17 protein-coding genes are annotated in these 15,061 nt (G+C 45.9%); 7 read left to right on the forward strand and 10 right to left on the reverse strand.

Features of this window, described 5'->3' with window-relative positions; all coding sequences use genetic code 11:
• The first annotated feature begins 2 nt into the window (after positions 1 to 2).
• The 3 genes from WH95_RS14420 to WH95_RS14430 all read left to right on the forward strand — a co-directional run bounded on the left by WH95_RS14420 (position 3) and on the right by WH95_RS14430 (position 3,303).
• On the forward strand, positions 3 to 872 hold the full coding sequence (locus WH95_RS14420) for an ABC transporter permease (RefSeq protein WP_046508478.1): 870 nt from the start codon (positions 3 to 5) through the stop codon (positions 870 to 872).
• Positions 873 to 1,352: 480 nt separating this feature from the next.
• The gene (locus tag WH95_RS14425) at positions 1,353 to 2,537 is read left to right on the forward strand and encodes an extracellular solute-binding protein (RefSeq protein WP_046508480.1); all 1,185 of its coding nucleotides are present in this window, start codon (positions 1,353 to 1,355) and stop codon (positions 2,535 to 2,537) included.
• Positions 2,538 to 2,760: 223 nt separating this feature from the next.
• Positions 2,761 to 3,303, forward strand: a complete 543-nt coding sequence (locus tag WH95_RS14430) for a glycine cleavage system protein R (protein ID WP_046508482.1) — start codon at positions 2,761 to 2,763, stop codon at positions 3,301 to 3,303.
• A 62-nt stretch (positions 3,304 to 3,365) separates the two neighbouring features.
• Here the strand turns inward: WH95_RS14430 and ung are convergent, their stop codons facing one another.
• The 4 genes from ung to WH95_RS14450 form a co-directional block, all read right to left on the reverse strand.
• Complete coding sequence (ung, locus tag WH95_RS14435) at positions 3,366 to 4,064, reverse strand: uracil-DNA glycosylase (RefSeq protein ID WP_046508483.1); 699 nt, start codon at positions 4,062 to 4,064, stop codon at positions 3,366 to 3,368.
• Between the two features lie 52 nt (positions 4,065 to 4,116).
• Positions 4,117 to 5,034, reverse strand: coding sequence for a LysR family transcriptional regulator (locus WH95_RS14440; protein WP_046508593.1), 918 nt, complete (start codon positions 5,032 to 5,034; stop codon positions 4,117 to 4,119).
• Between the two features lie 165 nt (positions 5,035 to 5,199).
• A complete protein-coding gene (locus WH95_RS14445) occupies positions 5,200 to 6,465 on the reverse strand; it encodes an FAD-dependent monooxygenase (protein ID WP_052742050.1) in 1,266 nt (421 codons plus the stop codon).
• 184 nt (positions 6,466 to 6,649) lie between these two features.
• Positions 6,650 to 7,486, reverse strand: a complete 837-nt coding sequence (locus WH95_RS14450; RefSeq protein ID WP_046508485.1) for a DUF748 domain-containing protein — start codon at positions 7,484 to 7,486, stop codon at positions 6,650 to 6,652.
• 709 nt (positions 7,487 to 8,195) lie between these two features.
• On the opposite strand from WH95_RS14450, the gene WH95_RS14455 reads away from it, so the two are divergent.
• Positions 8,196 to 8,885 (forward strand): cell wall hydrolase, encoded by a 690-nt coding sequence (locus tag WH95_RS14455; RefSeq protein ID WP_082114172.1) that lies wholly within the window; start codon positions 8,196 to 8,198, stop codon positions 8,883 to 8,885.
• 90 nt (positions 8,886 to 8,975) lie between these two features.
• On the opposite strand, the gene WH95_RS14460 is transcribed toward WH95_RS14455, so the two are convergent.
• The 3 genes from WH95_RS14460 to WH95_RS21030 form a co-directional block, all read right to left on the reverse strand.
• On the reverse strand, positions 8,976 to 9,377 hold the full coding sequence (locus WH95_RS14460) for a carboxymuconolactone decarboxylase family protein (RefSeq protein ID WP_082114173.1): 402 nt from the start codon (positions 9,375 to 9,377) through the stop codon (positions 8,976 to 8,978).
• Positions 9,367 to 9,789 (reverse strand): MerR family transcriptional regulator, encoded by a 423-nt coding sequence (locus tag WH95_RS14465; RefSeq protein WP_046508486.1) that lies wholly within the window; start codon positions 9,787 to 9,789, stop codon positions 9,367 to 9,369. Before WH95_RS14465 ends, WH95_RS14460 begins: the two co-directional genes overlap by 11 nt.
• Before the next feature lie 184 nt (positions 9,790 to 9,973).
• Positions 9,974 to 10,150, reverse strand: a complete 177-nt coding sequence (locus WH95_RS21030) for a DUF4169 family protein (RefSeq protein WP_082114174.1) — start codon at positions 10,148 to 10,150, stop codon at positions 9,974 to 9,976.
• A gap of 125 nt (positions 10,151 to 10,275) precedes the next feature.
• Here WH95_RS21030 and WH95_RS21715 point away from each other — a divergent pair, with 125 nt between their 5' ends.
• Genes WH95_RS21715 through WH95_RS14475 form a run of 3 tightly spaced genes read left to right on the forward strand, consistent with a single transcriptional unit; the run spans position 10,276 to position 13,059 of the window.
• Positions 10,276 to 11,076 carry a S9 family peptidase gene (locus WH95_RS21715; protein WP_204247800.1) on the forward strand — a complete coding sequence of 267 codons (801 nt, stop codon included), beginning with the start codon at positions 10,276 to 10,278 and terminating at the stop codon, positions 11,074 to 11,076.
• The gene (locus WH95_RS21810) at positions 11,076 to 12,377 is read left to right on the forward strand and encodes a S9 family peptidase (protein ID WP_281174841.1); all 1,302 of its coding nucleotides are present in this window, start codon (positions 11,076 to 11,078) and stop codon (positions 12,375 to 12,377) included. The genes WH95_RS21715 and WH95_RS21810 overlap by 1 nt, the downstream gene beginning before the upstream one ends.
• Before the next feature lie 34 nt (positions 12,378 to 12,411).
• Positions 12,412 to 13,059 carry a lysozyme inhibitor LprI family protein gene (locus WH95_RS14475; RefSeq protein ID WP_046508487.1) on the forward strand — a complete coding sequence of 216 codons (648 nt, stop codon included), beginning with the start codon at positions 12,412 to 12,414 and terminating at the stop codon, positions 13,057 to 13,059.
• A 16-nt stretch (positions 13,060 to 13,075) separates the two neighbouring features.
• Here WH95_RS14475 and pyrF read toward each other — a convergent pair whose 3' ends face one another.
• The 3 genes from pyrF to greA form a co-directional block, all read right to left on the reverse strand.
• On the reverse strand, positions 13,076 to 13,867 hold the full coding sequence (pyrF, locus tag WH95_RS14480; RefSeq protein WP_046508488.1) for an orotidine-5'-phosphate decarboxylase: 792 nt from the start codon (positions 13,865 to 13,867) through the stop codon (positions 13,076 to 13,078).
• A gap of 56 nt (positions 13,868 to 13,923) precedes the next feature.
• Complete coding sequence (locus tag WH95_RS14485) at positions 13,924 to 14,502, reverse strand: histidine phosphatase family protein (protein WP_162199391.1); 579 nt, start codon at positions 14,500 to 14,502, stop codon at positions 13,924 to 13,926.
• Between the two features lie 67 nt (positions 14,503 to 14,569).
• The gene (greA, locus tag WH95_RS14490) at positions 14,570 to 15,046 is read right to left on the reverse strand and encodes a transcription elongation factor GreA (protein ID WP_046508492.1); all 477 of its coding nucleotides are present in this window, start codon (positions 15,044 to 15,046) and stop codon (positions 14,570 to 14,572) included.
• Positions 15,047 to 15,061 lie beyond the last annotated feature (15 nt).

Genomic DNA, 15,061 nt, shown 5'->3' on the forward strand with positions numbered 1-15,061 from the left:
ATATGATACCGTCTCTTCCTCAATCAAAGTTCAGCACCCGTCTTTACGCGGCTTATATCACGCTGTTTTTCATCTATCTGGCGGCACCGTTGGTTGTTGTTGGTGTGTTTGCCTTTAACGACAGTCTGTTCCCCTCCATGCCGTGGAACGGTGTTACCTTTGACTGGTTTGTGGGCACAGAAGAACCACGCATCGGCATCTTTAATGATGGGCAGCTTTTGGAATCAATTGGCTATTCCGGCTTTATTGCTGTTTGTGTGACGTTACTTTCGGTCTTTGTTGGAACCTGTAATGCATTTCTGTTCGAACGCCATAACTTCCCGGGTAAAAATGTTCTCTACATTTTTGCCTTGATGCCGCTGGTTATTCCCGGGGTGATTTTGGGCATCTCGATTTTGATCTTCACCAATTCGATTGCCAATGGTGTTGAAGACAGCTTTGGATTGGATCTGGACTTCCTGCGCCCCGGTTTGTTTATCGTTATTATGGGGCAATTTGCTTTTGTCACGACAATCACGACCTTGGTGATTTCGGCGCGGCTTCGAAAGTTTGATACCAGCTTGGAAGAAGCTGCTTTGAACTTGGGGGCAACAAAGTGGGAAGCGGTGAAAACCATTACGCTTCCCTTTTTGAAGCCAGCAATGATTGGGGCCGGGATTGTCTGTTTCCTTATGTCTTTTGAAAACTTCAACACGACCTTGATGTTGGTGGGATCTGACTCGCCGCTAACCATCACGATGTTTGATCGCCTCAAGCAAGGATCAACCCCTGCATTGAATGCTGTATCGTTGATGTTGATGGTCGTATCGGGTGTTCTGGCATTGATATCTGTTTTTGTTCAGCGCGATAAAAAGGCGGTGGATGATGAGTAATAGAAGGGTACTGTGCTTGGATTGAGGCTTCTCGGTTCTGCTCAGACCCACGAGTTATGCGCCGTCCGATCCGAAAGGCCGGCGCATAAAAAGGAAGTTGCTCTTCGAGTAACTTACCCCACATGACTTGGCCGGGCTTTTTGCCCGGCTTTTTTTTGCCGGCCTTTTTTGGGCTAGTCTTTTGGCCCCCAGCTACTTTTTGTATCACGCAGCTGTTATATCCAATGGATGTGGATTCAAGGTATACGCTTGTTGGTCGGGATGTACCTGAGTGAGAAACATGTTCGGGCTATTTTCTTTATGGCTTTTTGCAAAGCTGGCTATTATGCTCGCTATGTGGCGGTCAAGGAATTGGGGACTGATCTTTGGCGGGTCACTAATATTTTACAATAAAGCTTATTTTATCTGATCAGGTAAATGTGTTGAGTGGGGGCTTGATGGCATTATCTGAAAGGGAAATTAATTGGGAAGTTTCAGTCCATGGCCTTGCCGTATCGTCCTGTTGTGTCTGACAAAAGTACTAACTCCGTTAAACAGAGTGTGCCCCTTTTGGGACGTCGTAGCCTTCTTAAAGGGCTGACTGGCCTTGCGGGGGTCAGTTGTGCGTCCACCCTTTTTTCTTCGCCAGCGATCAGTGCGGCGCAAGAGCTCGAAGTTTTTTCCTGGAGAGGGTATTTCAGCCAGGAAATGATTGATGAGTTTAAAAAGGATACAGGTATTCAGATATATCTGACGGAATATGACAGTAACGACGAAGCACTCTTAATGCTGAAAGCTACCAAGGGATTGGGTTTTGATCTTGTCTTTCCATCATCAACTTATTTGACAAACTGGCACCTGGCCAGAGATCTCTTGCGGCCAATAGACGAGACCCGGCTAAACCTTGATTCCGTTCATGACAGTATTTTGTTGAATGCCGAGCGGATGGGAACGGTATACCGGGGGCGTCGTTATGCTGTGCCTTTTGCATGGGGGTGTGAGGGTATTATCTATGATAGCCTTTTAAGAGACTATCAGCCGGGCGAAATTTCCTGGAATGACCAGTGGTCGTTTATTAATAAAGGTTTTGTTGCGACACGCCCTGAATCTGCTTTGATCTCTATGGCACTAATGATCGATGGAACAGGGGAACGATTGAACGATGCCTATGTAAATGAGGATCTGTGCCGCGAAATATTTGGCGAAGCGCTCCTTTTTGGAAAGGAACATAAATCGCATGTTCGCCAGTTTTGGCGTGATACCGATGGTTTGGCATCAGCTTTTACCCTTAACAATTGCGTTGTTGGGCAGGGATGGTGCGGTCCGGCACATGCGTTATGGAAACAAACAAAAAGCAGGTTTAAATTTTTAGCACCGAAAGAAGGTGCCTTGGCCTGGATGGATACCTTGGCTATGCCCAGTGGCACCCCAAATGTTGATCAGGGCTATGAATTGATCAATTGGTTACTATCAACCAAAGGTGCGGGAATGTTTATGGCGGCATCGGGATTTAATTCGGTTGTCGAGGGTGCTCAGAATGAATTGGATTTAGCCGCGCAAGAACGATTTAATTTTTCCTATAATGATGGCGCAGCCATTGATCAGCTATATTGGCTTAAACCTGAAGCAGCTTGGTTCAGGGACCTACGTGATATTTACGTTCGAAAATATATTGAATCAGCGTGATTGCTGAGGATTGTTGGGTATTCTTTTTCGGGGCAATTGCGATTGAGCCAAGAAAATTTCGGGGTATTATTTCGTGTTCAACCAGGTATCATTATGATCTTGATTCTGCATAGTTTTGAAATATTGTGTCATTAAGTGGAGAAATAAAGTCGTTTTTGTATAAAAGTGTGGTTGTTTTTGATCTATACTGATTGTGTAATGCACAGGGAAAAGGAATTGTGTTATGGCGAATACCATTATCCTTACAGTTATTGGGTCTGATCGACCGGGGTTAGTAGATGACCTGTCTACCATGGTGAACAAACACGGTGGAAACTGGCTGGAAAGCCGGATGACCAGGTTGTCCAGTAATTTTGCGGGTATTGTCCGTGTTTCTGTGCCTGAAACCAATCACGAAGCACTAGAACGTGATATTCAGTCTCTTGGGTGTGCCAACTGTCAACTTATTATTGAGCAAGAAGCCAAAGCTGGTGCTGATGAGGCATTGCGAGAACTGAGCCTGGAAATTATCGGTCCGGATCATCCCGGTATTGTTCAGGACATTTCTCACGCACTTGCAGAGAAAAAAATTGGCATTAATGAAATTTCGACAGACTGCCAAGATGGCGCGATGTCTTCGGAAAGAATTTTCAGTGCAGAGATTAATATTGCAATCCCGACATCAATACCGGTCGATAGTATTCGCGATCAGCTAGAAGAACTGGCAAATCAGTTATTCGTCGATATCACCATGGATGATTTACAGGGTACAGTGACACGGATCTAACTGTCTTTATTCATTCAAGCTTATCAAATACAGAAGGCAGCCATCATCTGGTACAGGGGGCATTACGGGCTTTCGGGGAGTAACCAGTTGATGGCTGTCTTGTTCTGTTGTTCCAGATAAGTATTTGTCTTTGAGAAGTGTTGATTACCAAAAAATCCGCGATGGGCACTTAGTGGTGAGGGGTGCGGCGATTGCAAAACGAGATGTCGGTTTCTGTCTATAACCGCACCTTTCTTTTGGGCGTAACTTCCCCAAAGCAGAAATACCAGCCCGCTATGTTTCTGATTCAGAGTTTCTATTATTTTATCTGTAAAGATTTCCCAGCCACGTCCTTGGTGGGATCCGGCTTTATGTTGTTCTACGGTCAATACAGAGTTTAAAAGTAAAACGCCCTGTTCTGCCCAAGAACAGAGGTATCCATGCGGAGGCTGGGAAATGCCCAGATCCTGTTCCATCTCTTTATAAATATTTTTAAGGGAAGGTGGGATTGGAACGTTAGGTTTAACGGAAAAGCACAGTCCGTGAGCTTGACCGGGACCGTGATAGGGGTCTTGTCCCAGAATAATAACTTTCACCTTGTCAATTGGGGTGAGGTCAAGGGCCTGAAAGTATTCATTCCCTTTGGGGAAGATAACCTTATCATTGTTTTTTTGCTGCTTTAAAAAGGCCTTCAGACTTCGCATATAGTCTTTACTAAACTCGGAGGCCAGGGCCTCTTTCCAACCGGGTTCAAGCTTGATGGTGTCTGTTGTCGTATTCATCACTGGTATCAGTAGTTTCTATCGTCGATTAGTGAAGTCAGCTTTAACTATTTCAATTTTCCCGGTCAGCTTCCTGCAGTAACTTTTCCACATCCAGACGCTTGGTGTGTTTAAAAAATTCTTTCGCAATGGGGGAGCTGGGCTCTCTTTTCGCGATAATCATACCGATTTTGTTGACAAGTCTCGGTTCCGACAAGGGGATAGCAACGACGCCCTCCAAATTCCTGAGAACATGAATTAGGCTGATTGGGACGATACTGGACGTATTGCCAAATCGTGTTTCATGAAGAAGCTGAGTGATCGAGTTGGTCTGGGTATGGGGAGTGATAAAGCAGTCCAATTCCTCAAAGGTCTTATCAATAATGCGCCGATACTGCATATCCCGTGTTAAAAGGCTTAGCGGTAGCTCGGCAGCTTCTTGCCAGGTTATTGTTTCTCGGTCCTTGAGGGGGCCGTCTGCCTTATGGATAAGGGAATATTCTTCGTGATAAAGCTCGTGGCTTTCTACGTTGGTGCTGAGTTCGTTGCTGAGGTAGGTGACACCGACTTCGAGGTCGAATTTTTCCAAACCGAGCTGTATTTCAGCTGATGAGAGCGATAGAATTGAAACGGTTATATTGGGATGTGCTTCGCAAAAAGGGTTTTTAATAAGTGACATCATTGGCATTGCTGATGGAATGGCCCCGATACGGAGATGACCCGCCAGACCCTTGCTCATTTGGCTGAGGGATTGTTTCAGTGTGCGGGCTTCGGCCAGAATGCGCTGTGCAATGGTAACAACCAGTTCTCCCTCGGTGGTCAGCCCTTGGAAGCTGCGTTCTCTCTTTACGATTGGAACACCCAGTTCATTTTCCAGCTGTCGAATTCTGGCGGAAAAGGCAGGCTGTGAGATATTGCAATTTTTCGCAGCTCGCCCGAAATGTTTTTCGCGCGCCAGCGCACAGAGTAGTTCCAATTGGCGCAAATCCAAAGTCGTGATCTCCTGTAGTGCAATAAAATTAATTTTTTTGTTTTGAGAACTACGGCGTGCCGAATTCCTGACAGAGGCTGTATACAACATATCCCTAAAAGATATAAGGGGATATGTTCTTAGAGCCATGACTCAAAACGGCAAAGTCATATAACCTTGGCGACATCAGGCTTGTTTTTTTATTACTTTGCCTGTCATTAAGCTTGGTGTCCCAAGCGGCGATGTCATGCCTGATTTCATCATGAAATGGCGTAGCGGAGCAAAATTTCGCACGGCTGACAGGCCTAGGTCTCTTACCTTGTGAAGAATGGCGCTGTCATTTGATGCAAATCGGTTAAGACCATCCGCAGCAGCGAGACGGCTGACAACATCGAACCGTCTGGCTCTGTCGTATTCAGCAAGTAACTGGCAGTCGCCCAAATCATAACCTTTATTATGCTGGTCGATTAACTGTTCAGCCAGAACGGCGACGTCGCGCAAGCTAAGGTTAAGGCCCTGAGCCGCAATTGGGGGCAGCGCGTGTGCTGCTTCTGCAATAAGCGCAAAGCGGTCTGTATGGAAAGAATTGCTAAGCATGGCAGAAATAGGGAAGCCACCGCGTCTGCCAAACAACTTCACACTACCCAAGCGGCCTTTGATCTTCTCTTTTAGGGCCTTGGTGAAGTCATCCTCGCTTAGTGCGAGCATTTTTTTTGCCAGAATAGTTTCTTCGACCCAGACAATAGATGATCGCTTCCCGGTCATGGGAACAAGAGTAAAGGGGCCAGCCGGATAATGCGTTTCAGTCGAGATGTTTTGGTGTGATTTACTATGTTCAATATAACAGGTTATCGCCGTTTGCGGATAAGGCCATGACATGGATTTGATACCAACAGCTTTTCGACTGGCGGAGTTTTTTCCATCAGCGCCAATTGTTAGTTCTGCGGTAGATTTTTGTCCGTTTGACAAGGTGAGAATATGGCCTCTGTCATCTTTTTGCAGAGCTTGCATTTTTGTTGATGTCAGGTGCGTGACAGCGGGGAGTTTATCTAGCCTGGCGCACAAGGACCTGCGCAAAACCGCGTTGGGAACATTAAAGCCAAAGGGGCTGTCATTTATCTCGCGGGAATCAAAATCTGTTGAACTGGGGTATTTTTGTTTGCCGCGGGGCAGATTAACAATGCGCATCACTGTTAATGCTGTGGCGTATTCTTCACATCCAGTCCAGGCTCCACAGGCATTAAGTAGGTTAATCGAATTTTGAATCAGAGCGGTAGTTCGGTTATCTTTGGCATCCTGATAAGGATCTTCCGGGAGGGGAGGCTCAAGGTCGACCAAAAGAGTTTTTATACCTGCTGTACCCAGTGCAGCGGCTAAACTTAATCCGGCCAGCCCGCCACCAATAATCTGAACCTGATTTGTGAGCATTGTGGAAGAATTCTGGTCGGTCATGGTTTTGGCGTGCACCTGTGCTGAATGCGGACAGTATTATTGATATTCTGAGGTACCCCCAAAGTAACAGTGGCGCAAGGCGTTGTCTTGTCACAGTTCACAGAATCTTGTGAATTGATAAAGAAAATGGGGTCACTCTTGATCAGGGACCCCATTTTTTACGTTTCCTTATATCGGTTTGTGATTAATCACCAAGCAAACCCTTTAACGCTTTTCCGGCGCCATCCGCTGCACCCTTTAGCTCTTCGGAAGCCCCCGAGGCAGCGTCTCCAACTGTATCTGTTACAGCTGATGCACTGCTTGCCGCTCCCTCGGACAGGTCCTGTACGCGGCCTTTTACATCTTTGGCTATACCTTCAAGATCTACTGAGTTCAGCGCGCTAGTGATATTTTTCGTTACCGCCCCAAGTGCTGCTTTTAAAATGACATCTGGGCTTGCGCCATTGCCGCCCTTGCCAATGTCCTTGAGGTGAATATTCGGCAGGTCAACGTCAATCGTTTTATCCCCAAGAGGTGCGGCAGCCACGGAAACTTCGCCATCGTTCAGGTAAAGGTGCTCAACAATGAATTTAGGGCCAGAATCTGTGCCGTTGCTACTATTGTCACTTGAACCGCTGTTTGATTGGGCATTTTCATTAATGGTGTCGATATTACTTTTTTGTGGTCCTACTTCATAGGTGATGTGTGGTGCTTTGATACGGATCTCATTAATAACAACCACGTCGCTCGCGATAGAGGCTGGATCAACCTTTATTGTGATTTCCTCGAATTTAAAGGCGTCGCTTGATTTGAAACCTTTCGGGTTGCTCATTAGAAAGCCGGATAAGCTGCCTTCACCTGTCGTTGGTGAAATTGAGACATTATCCAAAGTGACTTCGGTTTGCGTCATGTCCGAAGCAACACTCTCGACAGCAGCTTTTACAATTGAATCCAGTGACGAATATATGAAAATGACGCCGGCAACGATGAGTACAGCAATTGAAATAAGTGTGATACCGGCAACTTTAATGGTCTTGTTCATAGTTTCAGGCTTCCCCGAGGTTGATCTGATAGGGCACTTAAACATTTGTGACGTCTAAAATCTATAGGTATATGCCGCAAAGACCATGTCAAATTTGGGGACGTTTTTTTGTGAATCCTTGGAAAACTTGGTTTTGTTTACAGTAAATATGGTTAACGGGTTAAGTAAAAAGGTTAATGAAAAAGCAGTGAGAAACAGGGGCTATCGAATGCCTTTTACCTGTTGTAATTTTGCCACGTTGTGTTTTTTAAATAAAAAATATTAACGCCAAGAATTCGCTTGAAAATTATAAGGTAAAATAAATTTATATATATCAGCATCTTGGGGTGTTTTTTAGATTTTGAAACTTTGGTCTCATTTTTATCACAATAAATATCAGTATTTTTAATTAGGCGGCATAGGTTGCATGCGAAAGTTGCATGGCTATTTATTTTTTATTTAAAGTAAAAATGCATTTGTTAAAGTAAATGTTGTTTTTAGTTAGTGTATTCATGGGTGTTGTAAGTAGTTTTAGTCGTTTTTGTCTCTAATTCATGATAAATATTTCTTTGACTCTTTGTGTTAATCTCTTGTAAAGATTTGGGCGTAACAGGCGACACAGGGTTGCTTGTTTTTAATTCATCCCCATATCGGGGTACGCTCACAATGATACAGGCTGTGTGGGCACGGGCTTGAAGAAGCTGCTGAAGTGATAAACTGAGGTACTTAAATGAGACGTGGTTTACGACAGATCAGACGTGTAGGGTATAGGCTACGTGGCCAATTCCGTAACCATTGGTATGGTTTTTCGTCATTCTTGTTCGCACTTGTTATCAGTGCTGGGTTGATTGCACCCGAGGCACAGCAAGGTGCGCAAGCTGTGCAAGTCGCAGAAGATGATTTTATTTCCCCTGTAGATGTACGGCCATTGGCACGTGATTACGCTGTTTTGCCCGAGCTAGAGCGTCGCCGCCCAACACTGGCCAATTATGACACCGAGCTTGAGTGTCTGGCACAGAATATTTATTTTGAATCCCGCAGTGAGAATACAAGTGGAAAACGTGCAGTAGCGCATGTTGTCCTTAACCGTGTTGCCAGCAAAAGATTCCCGTCAACTATTTGTGGGGTCGTGCAACAGGGGGGGTCTTCTCGCCTACACAAATGTCAGTTTTCCTGGTGGTGTGACGGCAAAAAAGACGAGATTAAAGATCTGGCCGCATGGGACGAAGCGCAGAAGCTTGCGCGTTATGTGTACTGGGGTGTGTCTAACGATGTTAGTGAAGGTGCTCTGTGGTATCACGCTGACTATGTGAACCCCAAATGGCGCACTGCTTTTGATGAGGGACCAACGATAGGCCGTCATATTTTCTATCGTGAGAAAACGGATGATCTTGAAGTTGCTTCGCTGGATGTAGAGTAAGATATCTGTCGAATGCCGGAATTGAAAAAAGCGCCAATTTTGGTGGCGCTTTTTTATTGTGAGCAATTTGATTTTTAACAGCGATTATCATTATTGCGCTTCGTGGGATGCAAAAACTTCTTTTGCAGCATTTAATCCGTTAATCGCAGCTGGCAATCCACCATAGACAGCCATTTGCCAGATTGTTTCAGAAATTTCCTGTTTATTTGCACCGCTTTTAAGGGCGTGTTCGATATTGATTTTAAGTTGGGGGGCTGTTTGACCTCCAAGCACAGTCAGGGCGGCTACGGTACAAAGTTGTCTCGTTTTTGGATCAAGGCCATCTCGGCAATAATGACGGCCGTAAGCCCATTCAATAAGACTTTCTGACATGCCAGGAACCAGGTCATCGTAGCGTTCGCCTAAAATTTCTTCCAGATTTGGAGTGAGATTTTTTGCGGCGTAGTCTCGCCCTTTTTGTAGGGCTGATTTATCTGTTGTCTCAATCGTCATTTTTCAAAATACCTTTGGTTTGAACTCTGGCTTCCAGCGGAGAATTTATCGTGGTGTTGGATGCTTCCATTTTTTCGTAGAGATCGATTTTGTGATTCAGCAAATCCAGACAGTCAGAAAGTTCTGCAATTTTATTTTTGACGATTTCCCGACGTTCTTCGAGCATCTCGCGTCGTTGATTTGCTGTCTGTGGCCCAACTTCTCGCAATGCGGCGTAGCGGGCCATATCTTTGACGCCCATACCAGTGGCCCGAAGCTTCTTTAAAAAGCTGATCCAGTCTGTGATCGAAGGTTGGTAAACCCGTCGCCCACCGTGATCTCTATTGGTGTCAGGGATTAAGCCAATCTTTTCGTAATACCGAAGAGTATCTATGGAAAGGCCACTTTGGGCTGAAAGCTCGCCGATATACATAATTTTCCGTCCATCTGTTGTAAGTAAAAATGACTGTCACCAGCACGCTTTTCAGGACAATGAAGGTGCTTTCGGGTGCAGACACTTTGTACCGTAATTGCTGGAGTGCACTCTAGGTCAAGAGTGTTTTTATGAAATGTATAAAAATATTAGAAACAGGTGATAACGACAGTATAAGAGATCGCTATTTATCCAGCTTGTGGTCGTCAAGAATCTTTGTTTGGCGTTTCTTTTCGGTCTTTGAAATTTCTTTTTCAGCTTTTGTGCGACCGAACTCGATACGGTTATCAGCAGCCTTTGACGCCTTTTCTTTCCGTGCCTTGCTTTTACGGGCCTGCTTTAGATTGATAACATTGCTCATGGAATATCTTTGCTATTTGTATGTGCTGTCGCCAGATACAATTTCCTGTGATTTCTTGTTTCCTAATATGATGTAACCATTTAATGCTTCTGTACCAGAACTTTTTATGACCAGATGGAGCCAAGATGAGCCGCAGTCCTGTATCTGAAAATACCTTTGCCCCAAAAGCACAGCAAAAACCACATGTGCATGAACTGCATGGTGATCGACGCGAAGATCCCTATGCATGGTTGCGGGCAGATAACTGGCAGGAAGTCATGCGGCAACCGGATAAACTTGCGCCGGATATTCGGGATTATCTTGAACAGGAAAACGGATACTGCAAGGCTGTTATGGCCGATACAGAAGATCTGCAAAAGGTACTGTTCGAAGAACTGAAGGGGCGGATTAAGGAAGATGATTCATCCGTGCCATCACCGGACGGCCCCTGGCTTTATTATGTGCGTTATGAAGAGGGGCAACAGCATCCGATTTTCTGTCGCAAACCACGGGATAATCAGGGGAGTGAAGAGGTTCTTCTGGACGGGAATGAGAAGGCTGAGGGAAAGGATTTTTTTCAGATTGCAAGCTGTTCCCATAGCCCGGATCACCGCTATGTCGCCTATAGTGTCGATGAAAAGGGATCTGAATACTACACGTTGAGAATTAAGGACCTGGCCACCGGGGCCGAATTGGACGATGTTATCGACAGTACATCTGGTTCGGTGGTCTGGGCAGCAGACAACCAGACGCTGTTCTACACTGTACTGGATGACAACCACCGTCCATCAAAAGTACTGCGACACTATCTGGGCGATGACGAGAGCCTTGATGTGCTTGTCTACGAAGAAAGTGACCCGGGTTTTTTTGTTGGTATTGGCAAAAGCGAGTCCGGCAAGTTCATTCAGATACTGCGCACGATCATCAGACTTCTGAAGTTCATCTGATCCCGGCAGATAATCCTGCGTCAAAACCTTCTGTTGTTTCCGTACGAGAGCCGGGAATTGAATATGAAGTCAGTGACCATGGCGATCGCCTTCTTATCCTGACCAATGCCAGTGACGCGGTTGATTTTAAGGTCTGTGAAACGTCTTTGGATCAGGCTGGACGGGAAAACTGGCAAGACCTTGTTGCCCATAAGCCCGGCGTTTTGATTCTAAGCCTGATTGTGTTCCAGAATTTTATGGCCAGACTGGAACGTGTCGAGGGGCTACCCAAAATTATTGTGACGCATTTTTCAGACAGTCAGGAGCACGAGATCGCTTTTGATGAAGAGGCTTATAGTCTTGGTATTTCCGGTGGATATGAATTTGATACCAAGACACTGCGGTTTAGCTATTCCTCTCCTTCCACACCCGCGCGGGTTTTTGATTACGATATGGAAAACCGGGAACGGACGCTGCGCAAGGAAGATGAAATCCCGAGCGGGCACAACCCGGATGACTATAGTGTTCGCAGGTTGTTGGCGCCGTCGCATGATGGTGCGCTTGTGCCGATTTCACTGATACACAGAAAAGATACTGCACTGGATGGCAAAGCACCACTTCTGCTTTATGGCTATGGTTCCTACGGGAATGCCATTCCAGCAGGTTTTATGCGCAACAGCTTCTCATTGGTGGATCGGGGCTTTGTCTATGCTATCGCGCATATTCGAGGCGGTACAGACAAGGGCTATGGCTGGTATCTCGATGGTAAGATGGATAGGAAGAAGAATACCTTCATCGATTTTATCGCCGCTGCAGAACACCTGATTGCTGAGGGCTATACCGCGGCGGGACAGATTGCGGCCCATGGGGGCAGTGCGGGTGGCATGCTGATGGGCGTGGTTTCCAACATGCGCCCGGATCTTTTCAAGGCAATTGTTGCGGATGTACCCTTTGTGGATGTCCTGACAACCATGTGTGATGAAACCTTGCCGCTGACGCCACCGGAATGGCCGGAATGGGGTAACCCAATTGCCAGTAAAGCGGCTTATGACTATATCAAATCCTACTCGCCTGTGGATAATGTAACGGCACAGGATTACCCGAATATACTGGTCACAGCTGGACTGACCGATCCGCGCGTGACCTATTGGGAGCCAGCAAAGTGGGTTGCGCGTCTGCGTGAGCTTAAAACAGATAGCAATCATCTGATCTTCAAAACCAATATGTCCGCAGGCCACGGGGGCGCGTCTGGTCGTTTCGAGCGTCTAAAAGAAGTCGCTCTGATGGATGCGTTTCTTTTGAAGGTATTTGGTTTGGTGTAAGTGCTGTGCTGCTGGGGATTATGAAAGGGGTGATATGTTTAGAAGAATAATTTCTTGTTTGGTTTTATCTTTGACAATTTTTACGCCTCTTTCTTCTATGGGTAGTGAAACTCAAGCGCATGAGAATGCTGTTACCCTACGGTTTAAAGCCTTCCACGATCCAGGATATCTCTATTTTTCTGATAAGGAAGGCAAGGAAGTCGAAGCAGGATTTTTCTATCGTTTCATAACATTTGAAATGGTTGATACGTGGGAGGCGGGAGAGGAATTTCTTCTCTTTATTAACCCCGATATAGGGGTTGGGATAAAGCGTATTGTTGATGGGACGATTTATAAGGCCATATTTGCATCAGACAACCCGATTGATAGAGCTGAAGCAAGCTGCCTGTCTAAGGCAATAAGCACCTTGGATATCTCGGGATGTTATTATGAAAGCCGCTCTCACTGGCTGCGCGAGATAGATTTTTTGATGAATGAGCTTAGGAAATCGAGTTCTGAAAGCTTGGTTTCAGAATTGTCAGCCGCTGAGCAATCTTGGCAGGGATATGAAACCGATCTCATGAATAGCTTCTATATTCATGCCGAAGAACAGGGCGGTTCTATAAAAAAAATACAAGCCGCAGCTTTGCAGAGTGAGCTTATGAAATCCAGATATAAACAACTTTTAAGTTTCTTTGAATAGCAAGAACTTTTCTTTGTTATATCTTTGTAATTGCTGCGCGAATATCTGTAACTTCTGGGCCTTCTGCTGCCAGACCACGGCTGGAACTGACGATAATTCTCTTTAGGTCAGGGGTGAGGGCCTTCACATCTTCTGGTTTTGCGCCCTGCTTTCCGATGCCTGGTGTCAAAAAGTAAGCGTTAGGGAGTTGTTCGAGGGCATATTTAAGGTCGCTGGGAACGGTAGCGCCGACAACCGCACCTATGGTTTTGTTGCCGTGAATTGCTTCCCAAGTGCCGATGTCATCCAAAATTGTTTGCCATAATTTGGGGGAGCCGTGTTCCTGCAAAACCGTGCCTTCAGGGTTTGATGAGCGGGTTACAACAAAGACGTAAGCACCAGCATCATGGGCTCTTTCAAGCAGCGGTTTTAATGAACCAAAACCAAGGTATGGCGTAACGGTAATGGCATCCACCTGCATCGGTGCTTTGTCGCCAAGCCAAGCTTGGGAGTAGGCATCAATAGTGGAACCTATATCACCTCTTTTTGCATCTGCGAGAACAAGAAGCCCCATTGATCTGGCTTCCTTGATGATATCAGTCAGCACACGATAACCTTCGGCCCCAAAACGTTCGAAATAGGCGACCTGGGGTTTTACTATTGAGGCATTATTGTGAGCTGCTTCTAACATCGTTAGCGCAAATTTTTGAGCACCAGTTGCGGTGTCATCCAGCCCCCAAGCTGTGAGCGTATCTTGAGTAGGATCAATCCCCACACATCTGGTTAGAGCATCACAAGGAGCTTTTGATAAGGTTTCGAAGAGTGTCATTTATTGGTGCTCCTTTTAAGATGTGTTGCTACCGATCAGATTAAGTTGTTGTTCGTTTAGTCCTTATTCACAAAGCGTCGTAACCAAAGAGGGTTTTTTGCGTTTGGCGGGGTATGGTGACAAAGGGCGCAGTTAGGGAGGGGCTCGTAATCTGGCAAATCGAAATAATGTTTTATGGCTCCATAGAGGCCGCCGTGGGCAGCGATTAAAACTGGCCCGGGGTAATCAATTGCTGTGTTAACAGCGTTGGTAGCGCGTTGGATAAATTCTTGTCTTGTTTCTGCGCCTTCGGGGGTGAATTCGCCGTCTTTCCAGGCTGTAAACCATCCGTCATCGACAAGTCCTTCCTGAACCCCAAAGCCTGCTTCTTTTAAATCATCCAGAATGACTATTTCACAGTTGAGGACCTGGTTCAGAATTTCTGCAGTTTCCAAGGCGCGGCCCAGTGGACTGGCACAGATGGTTCTGATTTTTGTGCCTTTAATCGCTTCTGCTGCTTCGTAAGCTTGTTTTCGCCCCGTTTCGTTCAGCGGAATATCTGTGAAGCCCTGCATCAAACCTTTGGCATTCCAGTCTGTTTGACCGTGGCGAATATAATAGAATTCTTTGTGATGCAGCATAGTTAATTCACTCACTCTACTTAAAAAAATACCCGGTATCTCAATGGAGTACCGGGTATTATCTTAGCCAAAAAATTGTGGCTTAAATATATTCAATCTTGACGATCTCGTAGCCTTTTTCACCCGCAGGTGTTCTGACTTCGACGGAATCACCTTCTTCTTTACCGATCATTGCACGTGCCATAGGTGACGTAATCGCAATGCGGCCAGCTTTGACATCTGCTTCCAGATCGCCAACCAGTTGATAGGTGGATTCTTCGTCAGTATCTTCGTCAGCAATGGTTATCGTTGCGCCGAACTTCACGGTTGAACCGCTCATGGCTGCGACGTCAATAACCTCTGCACGGGAAATTCGTGCTTCAAGCTCAAGAACGCGGCCCTCAATAAAGCTCTGCTTTTCGCGGGCGGCGTGATACTCGGCGTTCTCTGACAGATCGCCATGTTCACGTGCTTCGGCAATAGCGCGAATCACTGCCGGACGCTCGACAACTTTTAGGTTACGGAGCTCTTCTTCAAGACGGGCAAGGCCCTCCTTGGTCATTGGGAACTTATCACTCATTCGCTTTTCCAGGCG

Origin of the sequence: Kiloniella litopenaei, from assembly GCF_000982415.1 — a bacterium.
GTDB lineage: Bacteria > Pseudomonadota > Alphaproteobacteria > Kiloniellales > Kiloniellaceae > Kiloniella > Kiloniella litopenaei.